Genomic DNA, 23,758 nt, shown 5'->3' with positions numbered 1-23,758 from the left:
GGTTTGTTGGTGGTTAATCATCAATGAGTTTGGTATAGGTTTCAACTTCGTTCATGCGGCAATCTCCTCCTTAACAGTTTTCGGGGTGTCGGCGGTGAGTTCGCCTGTGAATGCTTTTTGCAGGATGGATTGTTTGAGTTCGTTGAGTGCGGCGATTTTTTGGCGGTAGATGGTTTCGAGACGTTGGGTTTCAGCCACTAATTCATCAATATTTGCAACAATAGCTTTTTGCTCTACCAAGCTAGGAAAGCTCAATATAATCAGTGAAAGCCCTTGTTGATTAAAGCTGCTAATGCTAATTCCACCTCCACTTTCTGTTAGCTGTTTTCGTAGCTCTCTCGATTTTAAATAGTGGACTATAAACTGGGGATAAATGTCCTCTCTTTCTATACGAATTCTAATAGTGAATCCAGAGTGTGAAGTTTTTTCGGAAAGCTCACCCGCTAGTACACAACGCCCAATTAATTCTTTATTCCCATTGGATCTAACCGTTAATATGTCTCCTTTGCGGAGTATATCTATTTCCTTTAACTCTGCATCTATTGTTACGGAATCTAATTGATCTTCCTGAATCCAAAAATGGTTTTGAAAATCTTTAACGCCAACAATCTTAATTGATTCACCTTTACTACTTTTTGTGAAATTAAGACCATTCCTAAAGGTTGCTATATCTCCTAACTTCTTCTCTACCCACCCGTCGCCTTTCTGGGTAAATAGGGCGTTTAGATAGCTTTCAAATATTTCGCGGGAGTTGGCGAGGTTCTTTTTGGTGTTTGCGATCGCTCTATCAATCCCCTCAAACGCCTCATCCAAAATTGCCACAATCCACTTTTGTTCAGGAAGTGGAGGAAGATGAAGTCTGAGATTTTTGATCATGTCTAGCTTTAAAAATTTAGTACCTGCGCCAACAGATTTTAATTTGAAATATTTTAAAGCACTTTCTAGTTGAAGATAAAGATATTTATATAAAATTGAATTTTCTTTTTTGAACGTTATTACATAAGTTCTTTGATAAGCGTTAAATTTTCCTTTGTAATGCTTTACATTAAAATCACCTACAGCGTTATTTCCTGCCAACAATATTGCTTCACAGTCAAAGGTAAAATGGTCAATAGCGAATATTTCTCTAGAACAAGTAAAGAATGGATATTGTCCATTCTCAACAGCAGCATTTGCATTTAGTTTTCCTGTTGAAATATTACAAATTTCACCGAGTATTTTAATCTCCCAACCCACTGGCAACTGTCCACTATCAACGGTCAACTTCATAACATCCCTCTAATCTTTTGCTGGTTGAGCGGAGTCGAAACTAGCATTTTTATAATGTGAATAATTCTGACACTCTGCCAAAATATGAAGGCGATCCCAGTCACTATTCATTAAAGCAATCTTCTTAGCCCGACTCCAACCCTGAACCTGTTTTTCCCGATAAAAAGCATCTGCCACATGATCATAATGTTCTGCATAAACTAACTTTACAGGTAATCGCTTCTGGGTATGGTTTGCACCCAGCCCATTTTGATGCTGCCACAAACGACGAGGCAAATCATTTGTACTTCCCGTGTAGAAAGAACCATCAGCACATTCTAGAATATACATATAGGGCATGGTTATAACCTCCTGTAAAAACCGGACTTCGACTTCGCTCAGCCCTCATCTATGGCTGGCTGAGCGAAGTCGAAGCCATCCCCCCAATTCCAGCCAAAATCTCTGCACTCTCCGCATCTAATGCAGCAATCTCATCTAAAATTTTCTGCGGTTCTCGTAACAGCGACTCCTCGGCTTTATTGGGATTCTTCACCGACAGATCAAAAGTCACCTGATCAATATCAGCAATATCCACCAGCCAAGACTTTTCTGTTTCCGCAAACCTAGCTTGTAACTCCACAAACTCGCGCAAATCCTCATCATTCAGCGAATTGGTTTTACCCATATTCCGCTCTGGATCGAGTTGGTAATACCAAATTTTCTGAGTCGCCATACCCTCATTTAAAGGTTTTCCCTGAGAAAATAAAGGCGTTCCCGTTCCCTGAGCGAAGTCGAAGGGAACCGCATCGAAGGGCTTTCCTTTCTCAAAAAACAGCACCACAGTTTTCACCCCCGCCCCGATAAAAGTCCCACTCGGACAATCCAAAATCGTGTGCAGATTGCAACTACTCAAAAGCTCTTGACGCAACGCCCGCGAAGCATTATCAGAATTTGACAGAAATGTATTTTTAATAACAACCGCAGCCCTACCGCCCATCTTCAGGATTTTGATGAAATGCTGCAAAAACAGAAACGCCGTTTCCCCAGTCTTAATCGGGAAATTCTGTTGTACTTCCTTGCGTTCCTTCCCCCCGAATGGCGGATTAGCCAAGATGACATCAAAACGATTCTTGTCCTGAATATCACTGAGATTTTCCGTCAGCGTGTTGGTGTGGATAACATTCGGCGCATCAATGCCATGCAAAATCATGTTCATGATCGCAATGACATACGCCAAACTCTTCTTTTCTTTACCCGTAAATGTATTATTCTGAAGTATTTCTAGCTGTTTTGTGGTGAGATTACCCTGACGCAAATAGTCGTAACTCTCACACAAAAACCCCGCCGAACCGCAAGCACCATCATAAATGCGATCGCCTATCTCCGGTTTCACTACCTGAATCATTGCAGGAATCAAGGGACGTGGCGTGTAATACTCACCCCCATTGCGTCCCGCATTCCCCATATTCTTGATTTTGGCTTCATAGAGATGGGATAGCTCGTGTTTTTCCTGTTGCGATCTAAACCGTAGCTCATCAATATATTCCAGCGCATCCCGCAAACTGTAGCCGCTTTGAAACCTATTCTTAATTTCGCTAAAAATTTCGCCTATCTTATATTCGATCGTGTCTGGACTGGTAGCCCGTTGCTTAAATCCTTGTAAATATGGAAATAGCTTGCGGTTGACATAATCAATCAGATCATCGCCAATCAGCGCATTATCATGATCTACCGTCCCATCAGCCTTTTTGGGAGCCGCCCACACTGACCAGCGATGCGCCTCATCAATAATAAATTCATAAGGTTTACCCACCAGTTCCGCCTCTAGCGCCCTTTCCTGCTCTAAATCATCCAAATACTTCAAAAACAGCAGCCAAGAGGTTTGCTCCGTGTAATCTAACTCGGTAGTACAACCAGCCTCTTTCCAGAGAACATCATCAATATTTTTAAAAGTTTGCTCGAACATTTAGCTTTGCTACGGAATGTTTGCCGTTACTACGGAATGTTTGCCGTTACTGGTTTAGTATATGCCAATCAAAGATTTCCTATAACCAAGGTTTGTGTACGAATCCACTTATAGCTAGGGACTAGGGACTAGGGGCTAGGCTTCGACGTGAGACGTTCGGCTCGCGCTCAGTCGAGTCGCGCTCAGCCGAACGGGGCTAGGGAAGAGGGAAAAGGGTACTCCGTAAGGGATTATGAACCAGAGGTAAGAGTTGGAGTTGTCTTAACCGACGAGAGCGGTTGCTATAAATAGGACTTAAGGTTTTCTCCCCCTATCCCCCCCCAGAATTGGGGGAGAAAGTTTTTGCGTAATTCCTGTTAAATAGGAACCAATTCCATCACACTACAGGGAGTTTCCATTGTCAAAATCTGTTGTAACTGAAAACCTGCCTTCTCAAACAATTCTCTAAATTCGATCTCAGTGCGCGGGCCTCCATCGCTGAGGGTCAGTTCATCTAAGTCTACCCATTTTATCCAACTATATTCATCACCAGAAGGAACAATAGAATCGATCACCAGCAACTTACCATTTTTAGACATGGCATTGCGGATATTGTTGAGGATTTTAATCAGACTATCATCATCCCAGTCAATGAAAATGAACGATAAAGTATAAATATCGCCCCCAGTCGGTACAGATGCAAACATATCTCCTCCGACTCTTTCACAGCGATCGATCACGCCTTGCTTTTCTAGAAAGTCGGCTGCTTCAACAACAGTTTGTGGCATATCGAAGAGAACGCCTTTCAGATGAGGGTTTGCTTTGAGAATCGCCGATATTAGCGATCCTCTGCCACCAGCCACATCTACAACTTTGCTACTATCGGAAAAGTCATAAGATTTAATGAACGGCGCGTGAAAGTTTCTAGCAGCAGCCAGCATGGTCCGATCGAACAACGCCTGAGACTCAGGATTTTTTACTAAATATTCCCAATAGCTATTTACTTGATAAAGGTGATGTATAGCAGATTTACCATCTTTAACAGCGCGAAACATCTCCCCTGTAGCACGCCAATGCCAGTCGTCGCAGTGCATCAAAACTTGATCCCGGAAGGAGTAAGGATTATCGCTGCGAAGATATTCAGCAATTGGACTAAGTGCGAATTGATATGGGTCAACTTCGGTAAACACACCAACACTAGCGAGGCAGCGAAGCACTCGGTATAGTGAAGGAGCGTGACTTTTGGTAGCTTGTGCGAGTTCATCAACACTCTTGGATTCTGTCGTCAACAAATCGGCAATACCCAGTTTGGCCGCAATGTTTAGTGCTTGGGTAAGCCAAAGCTTACTTGTCAGTTCGACAAAAGCCATCATTGGTGATTTGGTTTGGGGGTTACTCACGATCGTCACTTCTTGTGTTGGTATGAGATGTTTCGTTTTTTAAAGTCATTAGTCATTAGTCAAGATTAAAATTAAGGACTCTTGACTAATGACTTTTTCTCCCTTCGACCCGATCGGCAGCTAGTGCAGCGCGGCATAAATAACTCACCAGTTCAGAAGTAGTTAAATGCCTGACACTCAAAGGATTTTTGACTTTTGAATGAGTGACTTCCGCTTAGCGGCAGCTAGAGTCCCAGGTCAAACACTTCGTCTTCGTTATCGGAACGATAGACAACACCCTTATCCTTTTCGTATTGCTTGTACAAAGCCATCATTTTGTTTAACTGGTCTGGATACTGTTTAGACAAGTCAACCAATTCCCTGGGGTCTTGTGTAATGTTAAACAACTTCCACTTATTATCCCCATAGGGTTTGTTGATTTTGGTAACTTTCCAGTCTCCCAGGAACAAAGCCCTGTTCCCGTCGCCGAACAGCTCGAAACCGATCGGATCGTTTTCACCGTAAATGCGAGTAGCTGTACCTTCCAACAAAGGACGCAGAGAACGCCCTTGCATAGGAATAATGGGATTACCTTGATAACTGGTTCCTGGATGCTGAGCCCCAGCGTAATCCAAAAACGTTGGCATCATGTCCATCACGGAAGCAAACGCAGCACTTTGGGCTCCTGCCTTGATAGCACCTGGGTAGTAGAAAATAGCTGGTATGCGAATACCGCCTTCATAAACTCTTCCCTTGAAGCCAAAGAAGGGAGTTGCACTTGTGTCGGCCCAACCCCCGCCATAGCTGACGAAGGAGTTAGTATTCCCTATATTTTCATAGCTGTTGTCGATTTTCTCCTTTTTAAACCAGTCCTCAAATGCCTTATGTCCCTTGGAAAAATCGTGAGCCGCCGCACCATTATCGGAGATAAATACGAAGATGGTATTCTCGTACTCGCCGATACTCTTCAAGTGAGCAATTAGTCGGCCAATATTGCCATCCAGGTTGTCAACCATCCCTGCATATATAGCCATTAGCTTGGAATTGTACCGCCGCTGTGCAGGTGTTAGGCTATTCCAGGCAGGAACTCCTTCTGCTCTGGCGGGAAATTGTAGATTACTGGGAATGATGCCAAGTTGCTTCTGGCGTTGGAAACGCTGTTCGCGAATGCGATCCCAGCCAATATCGTACTTGCCCATGTACTTCTTAATGTATTGCTGTGGAGCCTGCAAGGGATCGTGGGGAGAGGTGTAGGCAGCATAAATGAAGAAGGGTTTGCCATCGCCACGATTCTTATTGATATTCTCTATGAGCTTGTTGGTATAAAAATCGGCTGAGAAAAAGTTTGGGGGGAGGTTGACATTTTTACCGTTGTTGTTGTATGTCGCTTCAGGTTTTTCTGGGCTGTATCCCCTTTGGTTCATGTGATTCGCGGCACCGTCGATTAAGGCAAATGATTCCTCGAAGCCTCTCCCTGCGGGGACATGGGCTGCATCGTGACCCAGGTGCCACTTGCCGATCATATAGGTGTGATAGCCAGCATCTTTTAATACTGTGGCTACACTGACAACGCGATCGTTAAGACGGCCTTCATACCCCGGTTTACCCTTCTGGCGATCGGTTAAATCCTCACCCATACTACCAAGGCCAGCTTGGTGGTTATCCACTCCACTCAGCAGCATCGAGCGGCTAGGGGAGCAAGCCGCCCCACCGTAGAATCTGGTCAACTTCATGCCGCCCTTTGCCAAGGAATCTATGTTGGGAGTAGGAATCTCACTCCCAAAGGCACCCACATCGGAATAGCCCATATCATCGGCCATCAGTAGCACAATATTTGGCCCTTTCTTTTTGGCCGTTTCGGTTTGGGCTTGCGAGCTTTTTCTCAAAACTGAAAAAGCTATTAAGGAAAAGGAGGAGAAAGCTACAAGCAGGATAAATTTTGAAACTGGGTTCTTCATCTGGGAATCTCTCTTTTTACTGCTAATTAACAGGGTATTTGAGTAGTTCAACGAGGGAACTGCTGACGCTGTGGCTCGCAAGAGTGCGATCGAGGTGATCGATCGTGAAGTGAAACATTGCTACCAAAAGTATTGTTTCACTGATAATCGGCAGATACACATACCCTTTAATCTGGAGTCATTGCCTCTTCTATGGCATCATCTAATGCTTTTTGAATTAATCCCGGCAAATATCCTCCGTTTTTCACCCAATTGGCGCATTCAATCCCTAATTTATCCACAATAAAAACCTCATATTTTTCAATCTTTTCTTGAGGTAACAAATCTTTCCAACGTCCATTTTTCCCTTTGCCGAAGAATCTTTTCGGAAGAAATCCTGGCGACTGGAATTTCTCCCAATTTTCTGTCATGTATTCTAGCGAAGATTCCTCCAAGACAAGATCTTTTTTCGCTGCATCCATTTTCACACCTAGAAGTTCAGCCATTCTCTCGACTTCCTTTGGCTTATCGCCGATTAGATTAGCATAATGAACCAAAAGCACGTTTGGAAGATGTCTAACCCGCCACCAACTAAGTATATTTTCCCAAAGAGGCCATAAATGTCTTCCGGTTTCTAGCCAGTTATCCCAAAACTCTGGAAAAGTTTCCTCGACCTTCTCTTCTTCGTACAAGCTGGTATCGTAACCTCCCCCAGCATTATATAGAGACAGGGCAACGTCTCTTCCGTCTCTTACCAGATAAATGTACTTTGTTTCTGGATTATATGGCAAAGCGTCAAAAGGTAGGTGAGTCTTGAGAAATCTAGACTCTGGTAAGTTTTCTATATGGTTCAGTTTTAGTTCTAACGAGGCGAAAGTTGGATCGGGATTGTATTCTACCCACGGACTCAATTCGTGTATAGATTTATATCCCCTCAGATCGCTGTTGCCATTAAGTAGTAGATTAACGATTTGTTGAGTCAAGGTTGTGCCTGACTTGTAGCAAGAAGCAATGACTACATCGGTTTTCCGGGGGGAAACACTATTCCAAATAGTCGAATCGCAATACTTGTTTTTTACTTCTACTATATTCATTGTTCTGGCTGAGGATTTTTGCAAGAGAACTGGAGTGAATGTATAAAGCAATACAATTCGGCAAGTTCTTAAGTAGATGGAAATCGATCGCTTGAGCCGATCGCAGCGGTTAAACTAGAGCCAGCCTAATCAGGCGAGATTCAGCTTGACCGCTACACCCGAATATTTTCTCACAACTTGTGAAGGATTTCTATAGAAAGTTAAGCACCCAAAACTGACAAAGAACTTGAAAATTGGTCGTAACCAATACAAAACCTACTTTTCCTACCAAGTCAAAAATTAGAGTCCGGCAGTTTTTTGTTATATTTACATTTTTAATGTCCTAATGTAAAGTTTGTAGCCTCTCAAGTAACTCCATCAGCAATCAAACTTGGGCCTACTTGACCAAGGGGCTGATTTTTGGCAAAGTTTTCTTGAACAGACAGATTTATTGTGGTGTGAGTATCAGTGCAACTATGGCTAAACTCTTTGGCAAAACTTTGGTAATTCTCACCGTCTTGAGTGGCCTGCTGGGGTCTGAGGCTGCAATGGCTGAAGATCCTTCCATTATCGAAGGGCTAACCCCTTTATCCGATCCAGCTGCTTCTGTGGAAGTCCCTTATCAGAATATTGGAACCGAGCCAGTCTTAAACAATACCCCCGCTTCTGCCGAAAAAACCGACCCAATGGCAAGGGTGACCTCAGTTTCCAGCCTCAGAGACGTGCAGCCAACAGATTGGGCGTTTGGAGCATTACAGTCTCTGGTTGAGCGATATGGATGTATTGAAGGTTATCCAGATGGCACCTATCGCGGTAACCGAGCGATGACTCGCTACGAATTTGCGGCTGGGTTAAATTCTTGCTTGAATCGAATTCAAGAACTGATTGCCTCACTACCGCAAGGTATTGGTAAAGAAGATCTGGCTTCATTGCAAAAACTGCAAGAAGAATTTGCCGCCGAACTTGCTTCCCTGCGGGGTCGCATAGACTCCCTGGAAGCGCGTACAGCAAGAATAGAGAACCAGCAGTTTTCTACTACCACTAAGCTTAGCGGTCTGGTAATGACCTATTTTGGAGATGTGTTTGGCGAAAATGCTGGCCCTGCCAATAACGCCACTTATGCCCATCACACCTATCTCACCTTGCTGACCAGCTTCACGGGTAAAGACAGCTTGATAGTCGGCTTAGAAGCGTCGAATCTCAAAACATTTAACACCGCTACCCAATTCCCGACCACGGATTCGATCGGCACCACAAATGAAGCCCGTCTTGCAATCACAGGTGCGGAGGTATATGGGTTTGGGGATAGCGATATTGGCCTCAGCCAATTGCAATACCGCTTACCGATCAACGACAAAGTGGCGATTTCTTTTGATGCCTTTGCCAGCAACAGGATTCTCTCGGCACCCATCACGGGATTGAACAGTCTGTCTAGCGGGCCAGTATCGTATTTCGGTAAAACGGCTCCGTTGCTTTACCCGGTGAATCAGCAGACAGGGATTGGTTTGCAATGGCAGATTGCTCCCTGGTTTAGTATGGACTTTTCTTTGGGAAGGGATTTTAAGACAGAAGACCCTGGTACGGGACTGTTCAATGCTGGCTACTCTGCTTCTGTCCGCCCGGTGATTAATCTCGGTCGGTTTAGGTTTTCTGGTTCCTATATGAACAGCTACTCCCCTGCGTTTGGGATTGATACGTTTTCCGGTAGTAACGCTTCCAGAGTGGTTGGGGCAGGGCCTGTGATTGCTAACACTTTGTTTGCCGGTGCTTTCTATCGATTTTCGCAAAGTTTTGAGTTTGGTGGCGCGATCGCGTATTCCAAGGCGCGAGCTTTGGGACAAGGTACGAAGGGAGATGCTGAGGTATGGCAATTTGATGCGGATTTTGTTTTTTACGATGTGGGTAAAAAAGGAAATACAGCTGGCATAATCATTGGGATGCAGCCCAGGCTGACTGGGACTAGCAACGGGGCGCTGGCTTCTGCGATCGGTTTAGAACCCGGACAGCGGAGCGATCGCGATGTCGGCTTTCACGTTGAAGCATTCTATAACTATCAGGTGAGCGACAATATTACGATTACCCCCGGCGTCTTCTGGCTGACAGCCCCCAATCACGACGATCGCAACCCAGATGTGATTGTTGGCGTAGTCAGAACCAGCTTCAGTTTCTAGGCAAATTGACCTGACGGGGTGACAACCCCGTCAGACTCAGATATGTTCTTTAAGCGATCGCAGACCTAACCTGAATCTTTACGTTTAATGAAATGTCTGCGGAATTGCTATTATGTTATTAGTAAAGCTACTCGTCAGAATCCCTAAATCTTCTTGCTATCGTTAATGTCGTTAACTTTTTTCATCTTTTATTGATCGTGCGTAAAACCCCGTCCGCTTGTCGGCGGGGATGCAAGCACGGTTAATTAATGGGGTTCGATACCCCATTAATTAACACTATCCGCGTTGCTTCTGAGTAGCAATATATTGTTTAACTGCCGACGACGACGCACCACCCACAGACGAGTAGAACGTTCCGTCACTCCAAAGTCCAGATCCCCAGAACCTACGCTTTTTTAAATCCTTGAACGTACTGAATATATGCACAGCAGAGATTGATTTCATTGTTTTAGCAATCTCAAAAGAGTGCTGTTGTGTGGTCTGCTTGCACAAACACATGAACGTGGTCGGGCATAATCTCAATCGCATGAAGTGTCCATCCGTAAGTTTGACAGGTTTCACCAAGGATTCGTTTTAGTTCTACCTCTATCGCCCCCTCAAGTACCTGATTACGGTACTTTGGGCAAAAAATGATGTGGTATCCAAGGCAATGTTTAGCGTGGGAGTCAGACAATATTTTCATTGAGTGGCGTGTATTGACAAAACATATAAAGTTTGATATAGTTTAAGTATATCAAAAATTTTAGAAGCAATTAAAATGGCTGTTTTAACTATTGAACAAAGTAATCAAATCAACGATCTCATTCGTCAAGCTAATTGCTACAGAGGTGACAATGTATACCAAGACGTTTTCTATCAATCTGATTTAGTTGATATAGACGCTACAGAGGGATGCAGATACGGGAATTGTAATTCTCATTTGTGGCGACAAATTAATGTGGGATGAACAAGACAAAGAATGGTGTTAATTGATGAAACGTACTGTATCTATCCCAATCAAATTACCAGATGAAAGATTTTTGAATCTGATGAATCAGTGTGCATCAATATTTAATGCACATATTGACTGGGCGATAGAGAACAAAACATTTAACAAAAACAAGGCACACAAGGATCTGTACGCCATGCTACGGCGAAAGTATCCAAGTGTGCCTTCTGCTTTGTTGCAAACAGTCAGGGATAACGCTTTAGAAGCAATCAAAGCCACTAAATTCAAGCGGATTCCCAGAAAAAAACCAACATCAGGATTGAGATACGACAAACGCACCATGACACTGCGCGGACATCAATTAACCTTATCCTGTATTGGTAAACGAGTTAAATTAATTCTAGAAATTCCCAATTACTTCAAGCAAGTTTTTGAGACTTGGGAGTTTTGTGGAGCAACGTTAACTTATTCAAAACACTCAAAACAGTTTTGGGTACGACTGGTTTTTGAGTCAGACAACCCTCAAGAAATTAGCGGGACTATTCAAGGAATTGACAGAGGACTTTACCATCAAGCAGTAACTTCTGATGGACAATTTTTCTCCAGTGACCAAATTAGAAACATTCAAAGACGTTACTTATTCAATCGTCGTAAACTCCAACAAAAAGGCACTCGTAGCTCTAAACGTCGCCAATCAGCAATGTCTGGACGCGAGAAGCGGTTCATGAAGGATACGAACCATTGCGTCAGTAAAAAGCTAGCTAACCAACCAGATGTAGCGGTTTTTGTGCTTGAAGATTTGTCCAGCATTCGCACCCAGCGACGTGGCCAGAAAATGAATAAATGGTTGGGTAGTTGGGCGTTTTACCAACAAGAACAGTTCTTGGCTTACAAGGCAGAAGCTTTGGGAAAACGAGTAGTGCATCAAGATCCTAGATACACATCCCAGAAGTGTAATGTTTGTAAGCATATTAAAAGGACAAATCGCCATAAGTCGAAGTTCCAATGTAAAAATTGTGGACATCAGACTCACGCGGATCTTAATGCTTCTAGAAATGTCCGCGATGACTATATTCTCTCTTCTACCCAAGGGACGGAGGAGCAGGGGTCAGTCAATACCCCGTATGTTTCAGGAAATTCTGTTTCCTAGTTACAAGCCCCATCCCCTCGTGGGTGGGGCGGTTGACTTGTAAATCTTCTCTCAATCAAATGTCTAACAAAACCAAGCCTAACGTGAGCGTACCTAAATACCTTCCTCTTCATATAGCTAGAGCAACGTGGAGTATGAAGTCTGGGCTAGAAGCTCTGCAATTGTCAAACTGGATTGACATTGATGAAAACTTTGTTCCAGAACTTAACATAAAAGCTCAACGTCTCAAAGAAAGCTACTCAGATGTTGTTGCTACCCTTCCAGGAAGCCACGCGGGTCAGCAAGAAATATTAGAAATGCTGCTGGCTCATCTTCTAGAATACTTCCCAGAATACTATCGATTAGAAGGCACAAAAATAGAAAACCTCAAGACAGGTCAAGTTTGGGAAATTTCGGACTACGAGGATGTTCCCATTGCTCTAGCCGGTCAATTGGTGCAAGAAGATTTATGTCTGATGCAGCCAACTTCAGAAGGTCATGTTCTCAAGGCAATATCCTCCACTTTTCCGCTGTTCTGGCGAGTACCTGACAAGATTGGACTCCCTCTATATAGAATCCATAACCCTGTGCCGCAATTTGCCGAAAAACTAAAGCATCCTCTGGAACTCTATTTTGAACGCTTAAGGCCCGATCGTCCTGGAACTAGAATTGCCTGGGGGATTGCGCCAACCCCTCTTTTGGTCATCGCTTGGTATCAGCCAACAGAAGGATGGGAGAAAGCTATTACAGCTGAAAATGCGGGAGAACACCTGTGGCTCAGAACCGAGCATCAAACTCTCCGACGATTGCCAAAAAGTGGTGATATTTTATTTACAATTCGGTCTTTTGCAGATCCAATTTCTGCTCTTAAGGATTATCCCACAAATCGCCAAAATTTGGCAACGGTAATTCGACAAATGCCTCCTGAAACACAAACATATCGCGGTATGCAACCCTTTTTGGAGCCATTACTTGCTTATCTCGATCGGTAATGTCTAGTTAATGGTCGCGAAATCTAAAAATTTTCTGTTGTCATCGTTGGTTAAGTTTTTACCGCAGATGTAGGCGCTTCGCCTTCCCGTAGGGTAGACAGATGAACGCAGATGAACGCAGATATGAGAAGGCAAATTTTTTTGGCACCCGATGCTACCGGATTTGATATTACAGCGGCTTGCAGTAGAATGAAGTAGAGTCCAGAAACCCGGTTTCTTCAAGAAACCGGGTTTCTATATACCTCACGCACCTGAAACGCGCTGTATTTCTTTTCTCCTCCGCTCCTCTGCTCAATAAGTACGGAAGCTCCGGTTTATTTCATCGCTTCGATCAGAGTTTTGCGAAAATAAAATATGCCGTATTCAGTTACTTGCGCGAGTGGCTGAATAGGTTTGTAGGCTCGCGATTTAACTTGCTGCTGCATGATGGTGTTGACATAGGTGTCTTCATCAAAAACCTTGGCAAATTGTAAGGGATTTTGGTCATCAATTTTCAGAGGAAACTTCTCCATCTGTTCTGGACTCTGACAAAAGTACTTTTCAATAATCGTAAATTCAGGATTAATCGGGTTAACTTGCCAAACTAAGACAAAGTTTTCTAGTGTGAGGATGGTCGTGTTCGGAAAAAGCCAAGCTATATAAGTAGGTTCTTTTCCCACTGAGTAGTCATATTTCTGAAGCAAGTGAATACCGCTGAGGGAACTGCTCACAAAACCTGGCAGTTGAACATCCGGTGCGATAGTCTGGGGATGCACCATTGGGATGTGGTAAACATCAATATAATTTTCCAGAAGAATCTTCCAGTTGTACTGCACTTGATATGTAAGTCTATGCGCTGTCCGCAAAGCTTGCCACGGCTGGGAATATTGCGCTAGATGTTGGGGAACACCTGCTAAAAACTCACTTAATGGCTGTGCTTCCGGGTCAAGGTTAACAAAGATAAATCCACACCAACTATCTACCTGCACCTTGGGTAAGGCGATTGCCGATTTGTCCAGATCCGGAAAAGATTCTGGGTATGTCACGGCTTGAAGTTGACCTTCCAAATTATATATCCAGCCGTGATAGGGACATTGCAAACGTTTGCAGTTGCCTTGCCCCTCAATTATACGCATACCTCGATGGGGGCAGACGTTGTACATGGCTCGCAGTTTTCCAGAAGATGTGCGAGTAAGTAAAATAGGTTCATCTCCGATCGCGCAGCTAAGGTAATCGCCGGGATTAGGCAACTGTTCTTCCCGACCCACAAATTGCCAATTTTTATACCAAATCTTCTCGCGTTCTTGGGCAAAAATCTTGGGGTCGGTGAACCAGTAACCGGGCACTGCCAATTCGGCGACTTCTGCATCTAAATTCAGGCTGGTGCGAATCATCTGATTTGTCATTTATGTCAACTCATTCGTTATAAATTTTTACACTTTTTCGATCCAGCACATCTGTGCTTCCAGATAACAGGCCAGAAGGAGATTTATGTCTGCCTCTAACCAATGCTTTCTTTTTTATATTATGCCTGTTTAGATCGTAAATTTAGCAAGCTTTGTTGGTAAGCGATCGCACATCTACCAGAATCCTCACAATCCTACAATACCTACCTGGATTTTTACCTAAAATTTGGTATTCTGCTTGTAAAATACAATGTTGCCTTACATATTCAATACTACAGATGACTATGACTGAGCCCCAAAACCTCCAAACTAACTCACCAATGAAGGCTTTTGTTGAACTTTCCAGCGGACTATGGATTAACCAAGCCCTGAATGTCGCTGCCAAGTTGGGCGTTGCGGACTTCCTAACAGAGGGAGCGAAAAGTGTTGAGGAACTTGCACAAGCTACCGAAACCTACGCGCCTTCATTGTATCGATTGCTTCGCGCCCTTGCTAGTGTGGGCGTCTTTACTGAAGTAGAACCACGGCGATTTGCCCTCACTCCTGTAGGTGAATATCTTCGCGAAGATAATCCTTTTTCTTTACGCTATCAAGTGATGATGCACTGTAGCGAGTGCAATTGGCCTCTTAAAGGAGAAATGTATCGAACTATCAAAGATGGTAAGCCCACAATACAACATATTCATCAAGTAGAAAACTACATGGAGTACCTGGATGGACATCCCCAGGAGGCTGAGCTATTTTTTAGAGCGGTAGGCGGCATCCTCAAAAACTTTTGTCTGCCATTGTTGGAAGAATACGATTTATCTGGTTTCACAAAAGTTGTCGGTGCGGCTGGGCCAGAAAATGTAGCGATCGGTTGGATGCTGAAAAATAACCCTACAATGCAGGGAATTCTGTTTGGCCCGCCGCCTGTAATCGCTGAAGCAGCTGACTACCTGAATAGTGAGGGAGTAGGCAATCAATGCGAAACAGTGGAGGGAGATTGGGGTACACCTGTGCCTGCGGGTGCCGGACTTTATACCTTGTCCTACACGATGATTGAATCCGACGATGACGCAGCTTTAAAAATCCTGCAAAATCTTCGTGGCGCGGTAGCTGAAAACGGCAAGTTACTGATCATGGATTCTGTAATTGCTCCAGGCAACGAACATGACTGGAACAAATGGCTAGATCTGGAAGAAATGACTATGGGTAATTGGAAAGTACGCACTCAAGATGAATTCAATGCACTCTTCGAGAAAGCTGGTTTTAAATTGACGCGCGTCATCGCGAAGAAAGGAGAAACAGCTGCCAGCCTGATGGAATTAGTTCCGGCTTAACTATCATAAAACAAGTTCAATTTTTAGCACCCACTATTATTTAGTGGGTAAATTCCAGAAACTTATAGTGTGATCGAAATGAGCAACTTTCCAAGTACCAAAACCCAATCGCCGATGCTTGCTATTGTCGAACTGGCAAGTAAACTCTGGATTAACCATGCCATCAGTGCCGCTGCCAAGTTGGGTATTGCTGATGTAATGAGCTATGAAGCGAAGAGTGTGGAAGAAATCGCCCAAGCTACTGAAACTCATGCTCCCTCGCTGTACCGATTGCTTCGCTGCCTCGCCAGTGTTGGTATTTTTACTGAAGTTGAGTCTCATAGCTTTGCGCTAACTCCGATGGCGGATTTCCTTCGTAACGATCATCCACAATCTCTGCGCCATTTAGTCATGATGCACTGTCAACCTTGGCACTTGCGATTCACTGGGGAACAGATGCACTCGGTTAAAAATGGTGAACCCGCTGTTAAAAAGGTTTATCAGATCGATGCGCTATATGAATATTTCGATCGAGATCCTGAAGCTGGAGAACTCTTTAATAAGGGGATGGTTGGTCTGACGAGGAACTATCACATCCCGTTGATTAAAGAGTATGACTTTTCCGGTTTTACTAAAGTAGTAGACTTGGCGGGCGGTCAAGGCGGGCTGATTGCAGAAATTTTGAAAGCAAATCCTCACTTACAGGGTGTTCTGTTCGATTTGCCACAAGCGATTGAGCAAGCTGCCGATTTCCTCGCACAACAGGGCGTAGCCGATCGCTGCGAACGGGTAGGTGGAGATATGTTTGAATCCATACCGGCAGGTGCGGATCTCTACACGATTTCATACACTATTATTGATTGCAGCGATGAGAGTGCGATCGCACTACTCAGCAGCATTCGCCGTGGGATGGCTGACAACGCTAAGTTGCTGGTAATTGATTCTATTGTGCCGACCGGAGATGAGTTTCACTGGGTCAAATGGTTAGATTTAGAGGTGATGACCATTGGCAACGGTAAGGCACGTACTGAGGCAGAATTTAAGGAAATCTTTGAAAAAGCAGGCTTTGAATGGGTACGCACTATCTCGGCTGGAACTCCCGTTAGTGGGATGGAATTAGCACCTGTGAAATAACTAAACTTTTCATTTCTAGAACACTGGTTCAGTAATGATATGGGTAAAAACACATTACCAAACATTACTGAATTGGTGTTCTTAGGATACTACAGCGGCTTGCAGCCCTTATGAAGTACGCTGTTAGAAACCGGGTTTCTTGAAGAAACCCGGTTTCGCGTACCTACTCATCTGAAAGGCGCTGTAAGTAATATCATGTCCGGTTGCATCGGTAGCGTAAGCGTGATGCGAGAAATTGTCTGTTGTCATCGTTGGTTAAATTTTAACCACAGATGAAGACAGATGAACACAGATGAACACAGATAAGAGAGTTATTTTTTTTAGACAACCGATGCCACCGGACATGATATAAGAAAGTTATGGCTAAACTTAGTCCTTTGGTTATAGTTCAGACCAAAAGCAAGCCTTCATGCTAAAAATAATGTAAAGTAATGTAAAAAGCAGAAGCTGTTTGAGCCGAGATTTTGGAGAGTAAAAATTTGAGTGAATCTATGAAGCTTACGCTGTCAAACCAGTATGACTTTGTGCCGCGCTTCTTCCGACTGGCTCTAGCAAACGTCCTGTCGAATATTATGGTGCCACTGGCCAATTTAAGCAGTGTCATCTTCCTGGGACATCTCCCAGCAATCCACCACTTAGCTGGAGTCGCCCTAGCGGGCAATCTGCTTAACCTCGTCTACATGGTGCTAATCTTTTTAAGAATGGGCACCACTGGGGTAACAGCTCAAGCTGTGGGAAGAGATGACCGCGAGGCTGTCCTATTGGTGGTACTGCGTAATGGTTTAATTGCGATCGCACTGGGAATTGCGATCGTGCTATTGCAGTACCCTTTGGGAGATCTGGGGTTTGCCCTGCTCAGAGATGTCGAGCCAGACGTGAAAGCTGCAGGCATGGCCTATTTCCACACCCAGATTTGGGGAGCCCCTGCCATTTTACTCAACTTTGTCGTCATTGGTTGGTTTCTGGGACGGGAAAAAAATGGCTTGGTTGTGGTATTGTCTGTCGCTGGTAATGCTGCCAAAATCGCACTCGATTACCTCTTTATTGTCCGTTTGGGCTGGGAAAGTACTGGAGCTGGAGCGTCCTATGCTATCAGCCAGTATCTGGCCTTGTTAATAGGATTGACTTTTTTCTGCACAGAAATCAAGTGGCAAGAGATAAGAGCCGTAGCTGGAAAAATTTGGGACACCTCAGCTTTTAAAGCTACTTTGACCCTGAATGGAAACATTTTGGTGAGCAATTTCATTACTCTCTTTGCTTTCCTCGTGTTTAACTATCAGGCAGCAGGGATGGGCACGATTGTTTATGCTGAAAATGCTTTGCTTTTACAGATATTCGGCTTGAGTTACTATTTTGTTGAAGGATTGGGATTTGGCACAGAAACCCTGACGGGAAACTTTAAAGGGAAAGGAACTACCGAAAAGTTATTTCCTCTTGTTGCCATTTCTGTAGTAACTAGCCTGGTGGTGGGACTTACCTTTTCTGGCGTGCCTACTCTATTTCCTAAGACTATTTTTGGCCTGTTGACCAACCATACCGAAGTCACTAACGAGATTAGTGTTTACGTTCCTTGGTTACTGCTGGTCTTGGGCTTCAGTTCAATTGGTTTTATGCTGGAAGGGTACTTCTTGGGTTTAGCAGAAGGGCATACGCTCCGCAATGCTAGTTTAATCTCTATTATTGTGGCATTTACGCCTGCTGCTATTGCTGCTTGGAAGTATCACAGCAACCATATTTTGTGGTTGTCTTTGTCTGTGTTTCTAGCATTCAGAATGCTGATATTTGCGGTACAAGTACCCAGGACGTTTGTCAGCGATATTGGGAATGATAGTGTCTCGGTTCCGCTTTTTGAAGCAGGTTCTGCCGAATTTATGCCTGCTTTTAAAGAAAATGCGAGTTTTGTTGAGGTAACTTCGGATCGGGAACCAGAGAGCGATCGCATATACTAAGAACGATTCATGCGGTTCATTAACCGCTATGCTCTTATCTAATGGTATGGCTTACGGCGACAGATGAAAGTAGCGATTACGGGTGCAACAGGATTTGTCGGCAGTCGCTTGGTAGAGCGGCTGCACGCTGAAGGAAATAGGGTGTTGGTCTTGACTCGCAACCCAGAACGTGCTAGGAAAGTTTTTCCTAGCAATAACTTTCCGAATGTGGAAATCGTTGCTTATACGCCAAGGGAATCGGGTGAGTGGCAAAAAAGTATATCCGGTTGTGATGGGGTGGTAAATCTGGCTGGGGAATCCCTGGCGGAAGGTCGCTGGACGCCAGAACGCAAGGAAGCGATTATGGATAGCCGTAAGATTGGCACCCAAAAAATTGTGGAGGCAATTTCTCAGGCTAATCCGAAACCGACGGTGTTGGTGAATCCTTCAGCGATCGGCTACTATGGCACTAGCGAAACGGCTACTTTTGATGAAACCAGTCCGGCTGGTGATGGTTTTCTGGCTTCTGTTTGCAAAACTTGGGAAACTGAAGCTCAAAAAGTAAAAGCGTTGGGTGTTCGATTGGTAATTCTGCGCGTTGGGATTGTTTTGGGGATGGGAGGTGCGATCGCCAAAATGCTACCTCCATTTAAACTGTTTGCTGGTGGGCCGATTGGCAGCGGTCGTCAGTGGTTTTCTTGGATCGATCGCGAAGACCTCGTTAACCTAATTTTGTCCTCCCTGCGCCGTCCCGACCTTGAGGGCGTCTTCAATGCTACGGCCCCCAATCCTGTGCGTATGGCTGAGTTCTCCCACACTTTAGGGCAAGTTCTCAAGCGTCCTTCTTGGCTACCTGTACCTGGTTTTGCTTTAGAAGTTCTATTGGGAGATGCTGCTGTCGTGGTTTTGGAAGGTCAGCAGGTTTTGCCTAAACGTACTTTGCAGTCTGGCTTTGAATATCAATATCCTAAGTTGAAGCTAGCTTTGCAAAACATTTTGACCTCGTAGGATATCCCGACTTATTTCCCCTCTTCCCCTAGTCCCTAGCCCCTATTGACTTTTGACTTTTGACTTTTGACTTTTGACTTTTCTAGCCCCTTCTTTGAGTTGAGGCGTTTGGAAATCCAACTGGTAACTCCACTGAGAATGGCACCTGCCATCAGAATACCAATCGCTGGGGTAAATAGGGGTTCCCAAAGTCTATGCCAAAGGTCGAAACCCAGGGGAACACCAGCAGCTTTACCTAGAAGTGCGATCGCAAACCACAAAAAACCGCTCAAAACCAGGAAAAAATCCCACATTAAAGCCACGTTGAGCCAATTTAGCAATTTATCTTTCATTTTTTGTCAGTTGTCTCTTGTCATTTTTCATTTGCTATTATCATTCATCCTCCGTCAGTTGTTGACTGTTTTACAATGACTAATGACCAATGACCAATGACTAATGACCAATGACCAATGACCAATGACCAATCACTAATCACTAATGGCCTAATAAAAATGTGGCTGCACTTGAAATCAGTACAGCCGCCCGCATAAAATATGATAGAGTCTGGCAATGTCATCAGATCAATCCTGGGCGACACCAGACTCGTCGGTAATTTGCAAATCTTCCGGGTCTACGTAGTGGCAAGTAGCATCATCGATGCAGATCAAAGCCCAACCAGACCGATCGATTTCCATTAACTTATAGTCAGTTTCCTGGACAAAAAAACCTTTGTGATTCCGAGTTTCCGGCTTGACGACCACTTTATCGCTATTCATGATTTTCAAACTCCTTTCCTTTAAAAAAGTGATTTGACGATTAGCTATCAAAATAACTAATCATCGAGTTCTGAAAATCTTATCATTAGATTTACGGATATAACATAAAGTTATATCAATAAATATTAAGAACTGAAAAGTTCTCCCTGTAAAAATGAGCGGCCTAAGAGCCAAACAGCCAGTTGTGAATGCGTTTGAGACTGTTCCAATCCGGTTTTCTACTTAAACCTTCTTCAACATTTTCCTGGATCTCGCGACGCAACTCAGCATCGAAGCCCAGCACCTGCTTGACAAGTTCGATTTGTTGGCGCACACCAGTTTGATTGGTTTCCAGCATGGCAGATGCCATATTGATCCGTGCTTGTGGGTCTTGCGGACTTAATTTAACTGCCTTTTGAGCGGCTTTGTAAGCCTGATTGGGTTGGTTTTGTAACAGGTACAACCAAGCTAAACAAGTCCAAGCGGCACTATTTTTCGGAGCGCGATCGCAAATATCTTTAAAAACGGGAATGAGCGTTTCCGGCCCAACTCCTGCTTTGTAGCGTTCGAGACTAGATTCAAAAAGATCTTCAATCGATTCTTGAGTCATCATTTCCCAATAAAAAATTAATCAAAGCAGATCGCCCGGAGCCTTTGATGCTGGGGCTACACAAACAAAGCCTGACGAGAGCAGGCTATATATAAATTTGTGTAGGGGCGATTTCTAATCGCGGCGTATTTTTGACCGCATTGGAATCCACCCGCTCTCAACCTGGGTACTCAGACAGCAAAAGACTTGCCACAGCCACAGGTTTGACTGGCATTCGGGTTGGTGAATTGAAAGCCACCGCCAATCATAGCATCGCTGTAGTCAAGCACGAGACCGTATAGATAAAGAAGGCTTTTGCGATCGCAAACCAACTGGAAGCCATCATGGTCAAAAACATCATCATCGGGTCTAATGCTACTGGGGTCTATAAAATCCATCATGTATGACATCCCAGAACAGCCGCCTTGGCGCACGCCTACCCTTAAGTAAAGGTCTTTTCCTTGTTTTTCCCGCAAAAATCCCACTTGTCGGACGGCAGATTCCGTGATCTGAATACCCTTTTGCTGAGACTGAGTTGCTGATGTCATAGGTTTCCACGACTCCTTATGCCGATTAACATCGACGAGTTTTTGCCTTTAAGTCCATTTTATACGCCTCAAGAGGATTCTTGACTTCAAGGTAGACACCCTAAGAAGCAGGAATGCCTTATCGTGAGATAAGGAAGCCTCTGCCTTTATAGGGATGGGGGATATCACCATCAGTATAAATACCGAAACCGCAAGCTCCTAAATTTTATTTGTATCGGCCTAGTCTATGACAACTCTCAATCGTTCTACCCGTCGCCGCTTAAAACAATTAAACCAAATTCCCAGCGTTTGGGAAGGCGATCGCCGTCCGCTATCATCAAGTGACGAATCGGATAGTGAAGGAAAAGGCGAATGTATCGTATGGGTAGATGGTTCCCAAGGAGTTGTTCGCGGCATCGATATGGTAAGACCAGAATCTGGCCCCGAAGCGATTGTACGTACCTTACTGCGAGCGATGGAATATCCTCAAGGGCCAGTCAAACCAGCTCGACCCCAGAAAATAGTAGTGTGCGATCGCGAGATCCAGTTTTTTCTGCGCGGCGTACTCCAAGACATGGGTATTGCCATTGACTACGTACCAACACTGCCCCTGATTGACGAACTGTTTCGGGAATTTCAAGAAAATGCCAGCACCCAACCGCCTCAATTACCGCCCCAGTACGCAGAGCGATTGATGAAGGCAGCATACAACTTTTGGGACACGGCTGCTTGGGACTTTCTCGAAGAGCATCAAATTGTCGCAATCGAACTGAATCGTTGGGACATCGGCACCCTCTATGCCTCTGTGATGGGGATGTCAGGGATGGAGTACGGAATTCTGTTCTATCGCTCTCTCGATTCCCTCAAGCGGTTTCGCGCCTCTGTTTTGCAAGAAGAAGAATCTTTAGATAAACTCGAAGACGCTTTCCTGGCCCAAGATTGTCTGTTTGTCACCTTCGATCTACCTGGTGAGGCAGAAGAAGATGAAGATATCAATTTAGCCGATCTGCCAGCCTCAGAAATCGAGCCTAATTTTGGCAACATCCACCCACTAGAAGGTTTGCGCTCTTCTTTATTTGAAGAAGAAGCACTCGTCGTTTTAATCGCTCTGGAAGCTTTGAATCGCTTTCTTCGCGCTTCCCACCGCCAACTCGCCAGCGAGATGTTCCCTAATCTCAACAGTCGCTATCGCATTCCCATACCTGAAGATTCCGACACCACCCAAATGGCATCTGTCAAGGTGACAACACTGCCTGAAGTGTCAAAGGAACTGTTCGAGATGATTGAATTAGAAGATGAGGAAGATGAGCAGTTGCTTTCTAGGAAAGCTATGCCGACTCTCAGAGATGATTTGGTGCCGGAAAATTCCTTCCTCAGCATTGGTATGGTGTCCTGGGAGACGGTGGAGCATCTGCGAACAACGTTGGGAGACGATCTATTGGCCGACAAAATAGAAACAGCGGGAGATGGATTGCCAGTTATTTTGATCCAAACCTCACGTCCCAAGGCTAAGACCCTGATTGAAAAAATCCAGGCGGGAGGAGGTGTGAAAGGGATTTTCTTTAATCCTGGTGAAGACCCGTTTAATGACAGTAGCTACGATTTGGGAATTATCCAGACCAACAACGGGGAAATGTACCTGTTCGGGGAATTTATGGACGACGATCCAGTTCATCAAGAAGCTCGTAAGAAGTGGGATCGCAGGTGTAAGAAAACTAAGGGTTACTGTGGCGTGCTGATTGCTAGGGGGTTAATGGGAGCTTCGCGGGGAAATCCTCAGCTACAAGATATGATGGCTTTGTTTGAGGCCCGATCGCTCTCCCATCAAGATTTGGGTTTAGGCACCCTCCAACGGATGCTCCAAATTGACTGGGAATAGCTAAGGGAAGTCAAAAGTCAAAAGTCAAAAGTCAAAAGTCAAAAGTCAAAAGTCAAAAATCCTTTGCGTGTTAGGCATTTAACTACTTCTTTCCTGGTGGGTTATTTCTGCCGCGCTGCACTCTTAGGCTATGGACTAGGGGAAGAGGGTGCAGAAAAAATATTCTCTTTTCTTATCTTCCCCCCTTGATTCCTTTGACATATTCACAAGTTTTTCACTTTTTTAAGGTTAGATATCAATAGGAAGATCTTCAGTCTGTTTAGGATTTGTTATGCTTTTGTTCAAAAAAATAACATTTTTATTCCCTTGCTCTTCTGCTCCGATACTCAAATAGCATAGTAAAAACGGAAGCGCCCCTCAGTAGGGGTGTGGTCTCTCACCCGTTGGTGATGTTGGGGACAAGGGGGACAAGGGGGACAAGGGGGACAAGGGGGACAAGGGGGACAAGGGGGACAAGGAGGACAAGGAGGA

The 23,758-nt window shown here is 44.4% G+C and carries 22 protein-coding genes; 9 read left to right on the top strand and 13 right to left on the bottom strand.

The genetic code is table 11. The features are described 5' to 3' along the window. Window positions 1-51 precede the first annotated feature (51 nt). The 6 genes from LAY57_RS13835 to LAY57_RS13810 all read right to left on the bottom strand — a co-directional run bounded on the left by LAY57_RS13835 (window position 52) and on the right by LAY57_RS13810 (window position 7,603). Window positions 52-1,269 carry a restriction endonuclease subunit S gene (locus LAY57_RS13835; RefSeq protein WP_249067363.1) on the bottom strand — a complete coding sequence of 406 codons (1,218 nt, stop codon included), beginning with the start codon at window positions 1,267-1,269 and terminating at the stop codon, window positions 52-54. A gap of 9 nt (window positions 1,270-1,278) precedes the next feature. After that, the gene (locus tag LAY57_RS13830; RefSeq protein WP_249067362.1) at window positions 1,279-1,608 is read right to left on the bottom strand and encodes a GIY-YIG nuclease family protein; all 330 of its coding nucleotides are present in this window, start codon (window positions 1,606-1,608) and stop codon (window positions 1,279-1,281) included. A 49-nt stretch (window positions 1,609-1,657) separates the two neighbouring features. Then, window positions 1,658-3,214, bottom strand: a complete 1,557-nt coding sequence (locus tag LAY57_RS13825) for a class I SAM-dependent DNA methyltransferase (protein WP_249067361.1) — start codon at window positions 3,212-3,214, stop codon at window positions 1,658-1,660. A 356-nt stretch (window positions 3,215-3,570) separates the two neighbouring features. Continuing rightward, on the bottom strand, window positions 3,571-4,593 hold the full coding sequence (locus LAY57_RS13820) for a methyltransferase (protein ID WP_249067360.1): 1,023 nt from the start codon (window positions 4,591-4,593) through the stop codon (window positions 3,571-3,573). Window positions 4,594-4,817: 224 nt separating this feature from the next. Next, window positions 4,818-6,530, bottom strand: a complete 1,713-nt coding sequence (locus tag LAY57_RS13815) for an arylsulfatase (protein WP_249067359.1) — start codon at window positions 6,528-6,530, stop codon at window positions 4,818-4,820. A 167-nt stretch (window positions 6,531-6,697) separates the two neighbouring features. Continuing rightward, the gene (locus LAY57_RS13810) at window positions 6,698-7,603 is read right to left on the bottom strand and encodes a sulfotransferase domain-containing protein (protein ID WP_249067358.1); all 906 of its coding nucleotides are present in this window, start codon (window positions 7,601-7,603) and stop codon (window positions 6,698-6,700) included. Between the two features lie 455 nt (window positions 7,604-8,058). On the opposite strand from LAY57_RS13810, the gene LAY57_RS13805 reads away from it, so the two are divergent. Beyond that, window positions 8,059-9,753: an iron uptake porin gene (locus LAY57_RS13805; RefSeq protein ID WP_249067357.1), complete on the top strand. Its 1,695-nt coding sequence runs from the start codon at window positions 8,059-8,061 to the stop codon at window positions 9,751-9,753. A gap of 276 nt (window positions 9,754-10,029) precedes the next feature. Here the strand turns inward: LAY57_RS13805 and LAY57_RS36505 are convergent, their stop codons facing one another. Together LAY57_RS36505 and tnpA are read right to left on the bottom strand one after the other, a co-directional pair. Further along, window positions 10,030-10,251, bottom strand: coding sequence for a transposase (locus LAY57_RS36505; RefSeq protein WP_420839085.1), 222 nt, complete (start codon window positions 10,249-10,251; stop codon window positions 10,030-10,032). After that, on the bottom strand, window positions 10,211-10,435 hold the full coding sequence (gene tnpA / locus LAY57_RS36500) for an IS200/IS605 family transposase (RefSeq protein ID WP_420839084.1): 225 nt from the start codon (window positions 10,433-10,435) through the stop codon (window positions 10,211-10,213). Before tnpA ends, LAY57_RS36505 begins: the two co-directional genes overlap by 41 nt. Window positions 10,436-10,510: 75 nt before the next feature. Here tnpA and LAY57_RS13800 point away from each other — a divergent pair, with 75 nt between their 5' ends. From LAY57_RS13800 to LAY57_RS13790, 3 genes are read left to right on the top strand one after another with little or no spacing between them, the layout of a single operon-like run. Next, a complete protein-coding gene (locus LAY57_RS13800) occupies window positions 10,511-10,699 on the top strand; it encodes a hypothetical protein (RefSeq protein ID WP_249067356.1) in 189 nt (62 codons plus the stop codon). Between the two features lie 25 nt (window positions 10,700-10,724). Then, a complete protein-coding gene (locus tag LAY57_RS13795) occupies window positions 10,725-11,831 on the top strand; it encodes an RNA-guided endonuclease InsQ/TnpB family protein (RefSeq protein ID WP_249067355.1) in 1,107 nt (368 codons plus the stop codon). A 59-nt stretch (window positions 11,832-11,890) separates the two neighbouring features. After that, window positions 11,891-12,802: a heme-dependent oxidative N-demethylase family protein gene (locus LAY57_RS13790; protein ID WP_249067354.1), complete on the top strand. Its 912-nt coding sequence runs from the start codon at window positions 11,891-11,893 to the stop codon at window positions 12,800-12,802. Between the two features lie 314 nt (window positions 12,803-13,116). On the opposite strand, the gene LAY57_RS13785 is transcribed toward LAY57_RS13790, so the two are convergent. Further along, window positions 13,117-14,187: an aromatic ring-hydroxylating oxygenase subunit alpha gene (locus LAY57_RS13785; protein ID WP_249067353.1), complete on the bottom strand. Its 1,071-nt coding sequence runs from the start codon at window positions 14,185-14,187 to the stop codon at window positions 13,117-13,119. 284 nt (window positions 14,188-14,471) lie between these two features. Here LAY57_RS13785 and LAY57_RS13780 point away from each other — a divergent pair, with 284 nt between their 5' ends. The 4 genes from LAY57_RS13780 to thyD all read left to right on the top strand — a co-directional run bounded on the left by LAY57_RS13780 (window position 14,472) and on the right by thyD (window position 19,558). After that, window positions 14,472-15,509 (top strand): methyltransferase, encoded by a 1,038-nt coding sequence (locus LAY57_RS13780; RefSeq protein ID WP_249067352.1) that lies wholly within the window; start codon window positions 14,472-14,474, stop codon window positions 15,507-15,509. 78 nt (window positions 15,510-15,587) lie between these two features. After that, entirely contained in the window at window positions 15,588-16,622 is a 1,035-nt protein-coding gene (locus LAY57_RS13775; protein WP_249067351.1) for a methyltransferase, read from the top strand. A gap of 479 nt (window positions 16,623-17,101) precedes the next feature. After that, window positions 17,102-18,571 carry a guanitoxin biosynthesis MATE family efflux transporter GntT gene (gene gntT, locus LAY57_RS13770; protein WP_476727015.1) on the top strand — a complete coding sequence of 490 codons (1,470 nt, stop codon included), beginning with the start codon at window positions 17,102-17,104 and terminating at the stop codon, window positions 18,569-18,571. 63 nt (window positions 18,572-18,634) lie between these two features. Further along, entirely contained in the window at window positions 18,635-19,558 is a 924-nt protein-coding gene (gene thyD / locus LAY57_RS13765; RefSeq protein ID WP_249067350.1) for a thylakoid membrane protein ThyD, read from the top strand. Between the two features lie 35 nt (window positions 19,559-19,593). Here thyD and LAY57_RS13760 read toward each other — a convergent pair whose 3' ends face one another. From LAY57_RS13760 to LAY57_RS13745, 4 genes are all read right to left on the bottom strand, one after another. After that, window positions 19,594-19,890, bottom strand: a complete 297-nt coding sequence (locus LAY57_RS13760) for a DUF8620 family protein (protein WP_249067349.1) — start codon at window positions 19,888-19,890, stop codon at window positions 19,594-19,596. A 228-nt stretch (window positions 19,891-20,118) separates the two neighbouring features. Beyond that, window positions 20,119-20,313 carry a hypothetical protein gene (locus tag LAY57_RS13755; protein ID WP_249067348.1) on the bottom strand — a complete coding sequence of 65 codons (195 nt, stop codon included), beginning with the start codon at window positions 20,311-20,313 and terminating at the stop codon, window positions 20,119-20,121. A 163-nt stretch (window positions 20,314-20,476) separates the two neighbouring features. After that, on the bottom strand, window positions 20,477-20,905 hold the full coding sequence (locus LAY57_RS13750; RefSeq protein WP_420839083.1) for a tetratricopeptide repeat protein: 429 nt from the start codon (window positions 20,903-20,905) through the stop codon (window positions 20,477-20,479). Window positions 20,906-21,072: 167 nt separating this feature from the next. Further along, on the bottom strand, window positions 21,073-21,429 hold the full coding sequence (locus LAY57_RS13745) for a HesB/IscA family protein (protein WP_249067347.1): 357 nt from the start codon (window positions 21,427-21,429) through the stop codon (window positions 21,073-21,075). A 226-nt stretch (window positions 21,430-21,655) separates the two neighbouring features. Here LAY57_RS13745 and LAY57_RS13740 point away from each other — a divergent pair, with 226 nt between their 5' ends. After that, entirely contained in the window at window positions 21,656-23,287 is a 1,632-nt protein-coding gene (locus LAY57_RS13740; protein ID WP_249067346.1) for a DUF6930 domain-containing protein, read from the top strand. Window positions 23,288-23,758: the final 471 nt, after the last annotated feature.

Source organism: Argonema antarcticum A004/B2, from assembly GCF_023333585.1.
Taxonomy (GTDB): domain Bacteria; phylum Cyanobacteriota; class Cyanobacteriia; order Cyanobacteriales; family Aerosakkonemataceae; genus Argonema; species Argonema antarcticum.
This window is presented reverse-complemented; position numbering and strand designations above follow the sequence as displayed.

Excerpts from the sequence above, each read along its gene's own strand:
- LAY57_RS13835 (WP_249067363.1), bottom strand. The coding sequence starts at position 1,269 with ATGAAGTTGACCGTTGATAGTGGACAGTTGCCAGTGGGTTGGGAGATT.
- LAY57_RS13830 (WP_249067362.1), bottom strand. The coding sequence starts at position 1,608 with ATGCCCTATATGTATATTCTAGAATGTGCTGATGGTTCTTTCTACACG.
- LAY57_RS13825 (WP_249067361.1), bottom strand. The coding sequence starts at position 3,214 with ATGTTCGAGCAAACTTTTAAAAATATTGATGATGTTCTCTGGAAAGAG.
- LAY57_RS13815 (WP_249067359.1), bottom strand. The coding sequence starts at position 6,530 with ATGAAGAACCCAGTTTCAAAATTTATCCTGCTTGTAGCTTTCTCCTCC.
- LAY57_RS13810 (WP_249067358.1), bottom strand. The coding sequence starts at position 7,603 with ATGAATATAGTAGAAGTAAAAAACAAGTATTGCGATTCGACTATTTGG.
- LAY57_RS13805 (WP_249067357.1), top strand. The coding sequence starts at position 8,059 with ATGGCTAAACTCTTTGGCAAAACTTTGGTAATTCTCACCGTCTTGAGT.
- LAY57_RS36505 (WP_420839085.1), bottom strand. The coding sequence starts at position 10,251 with ATGTGTTTGTGCAAGCAGACCACACAACAGCACTCTTTTGAGATTGCT.
- tnpA (WP_420839084.1), bottom strand. The coding sequence starts at position 10,435 with ATGAAAATATTGTCTGACTCCCACGCTAAACATTGCCTTGGATACCAC.
- LAY57_RS13800 (WP_249067356.1), top strand. The coding sequence starts at position 10,511 with ATGGCTGTTTTAACTATTGAACAAAGTAATCAAATCAACGATCTCATT.
- LAY57_RS13795 (WP_249067355.1), top strand. The coding sequence starts at position 10,725 with ATGAAACGTACTGTATCTATCCCAATCAAATTACCAGATGAAAGATTT.
- LAY57_RS13790 (WP_249067354.1), top strand. The coding sequence starts at position 11,891 with ATGTCTAACAAAACCAAGCCTAACGTGAGCGTACCTAAATACCTTCCT.
- LAY57_RS13785 (WP_249067353.1), bottom strand. The coding sequence starts at position 14,187 with ATGACAAATCAGATGATTCGCACCAGCCTGAATTTAGATGCAGAAGTC.
- LAY57_RS13780 (WP_249067352.1), top strand. The coding sequence starts at position 14,472 with ATGACTGAGCCCCAAAACCTCCAAACTAACTCACCAATGAAGGCTTTT.
- LAY57_RS13775 (WP_249067351.1), top strand. The coding sequence starts at position 15,588 with ATGAGCAACTTTCCAAGTACCAAAACCCAATCGCCGATGCTTGCTATT.
- thyD (WP_249067350.1), top strand. The coding sequence starts at position 18,635 with ATGAAAGTAGCGATTACGGGTGCAACAGGATTTGTCGGCAGTCGCTTG.
- LAY57_RS13760 (WP_249067349.1), bottom strand. The coding sequence starts at position 19,890 with ATGAAAGATAAATTGCTAAATTGGCTCAACGTGGCTTTAATGTGGGAT.
- LAY57_RS13755 (WP_249067348.1), bottom strand. The coding sequence starts at position 20,313 with ATGAATAGCGATAAAGTGGTCGTCAAGCCGGAAACTCGGAATCACAAA.
- LAY57_RS13750 (WP_420839083.1), bottom strand. The coding sequence starts at position 20,905 with ATGATGACTCAAGAATCGATTGAAGATCTTTTTGAATCTAGTCTCGAA.
- LAY57_RS13745 (WP_249067347.1), bottom strand. The coding sequence starts at position 21,429 with ATGACATCAGCAACTCAGTCTCAGCAAAAGGGTATTCAGATCACGGAA.
- LAY57_RS13740 (WP_249067346.1), top strand. The coding sequence starts at position 21,656 with ATGACAACTCTCAATCGTTCTACCCGTCGCCGCTTAAAACAATTAAAC.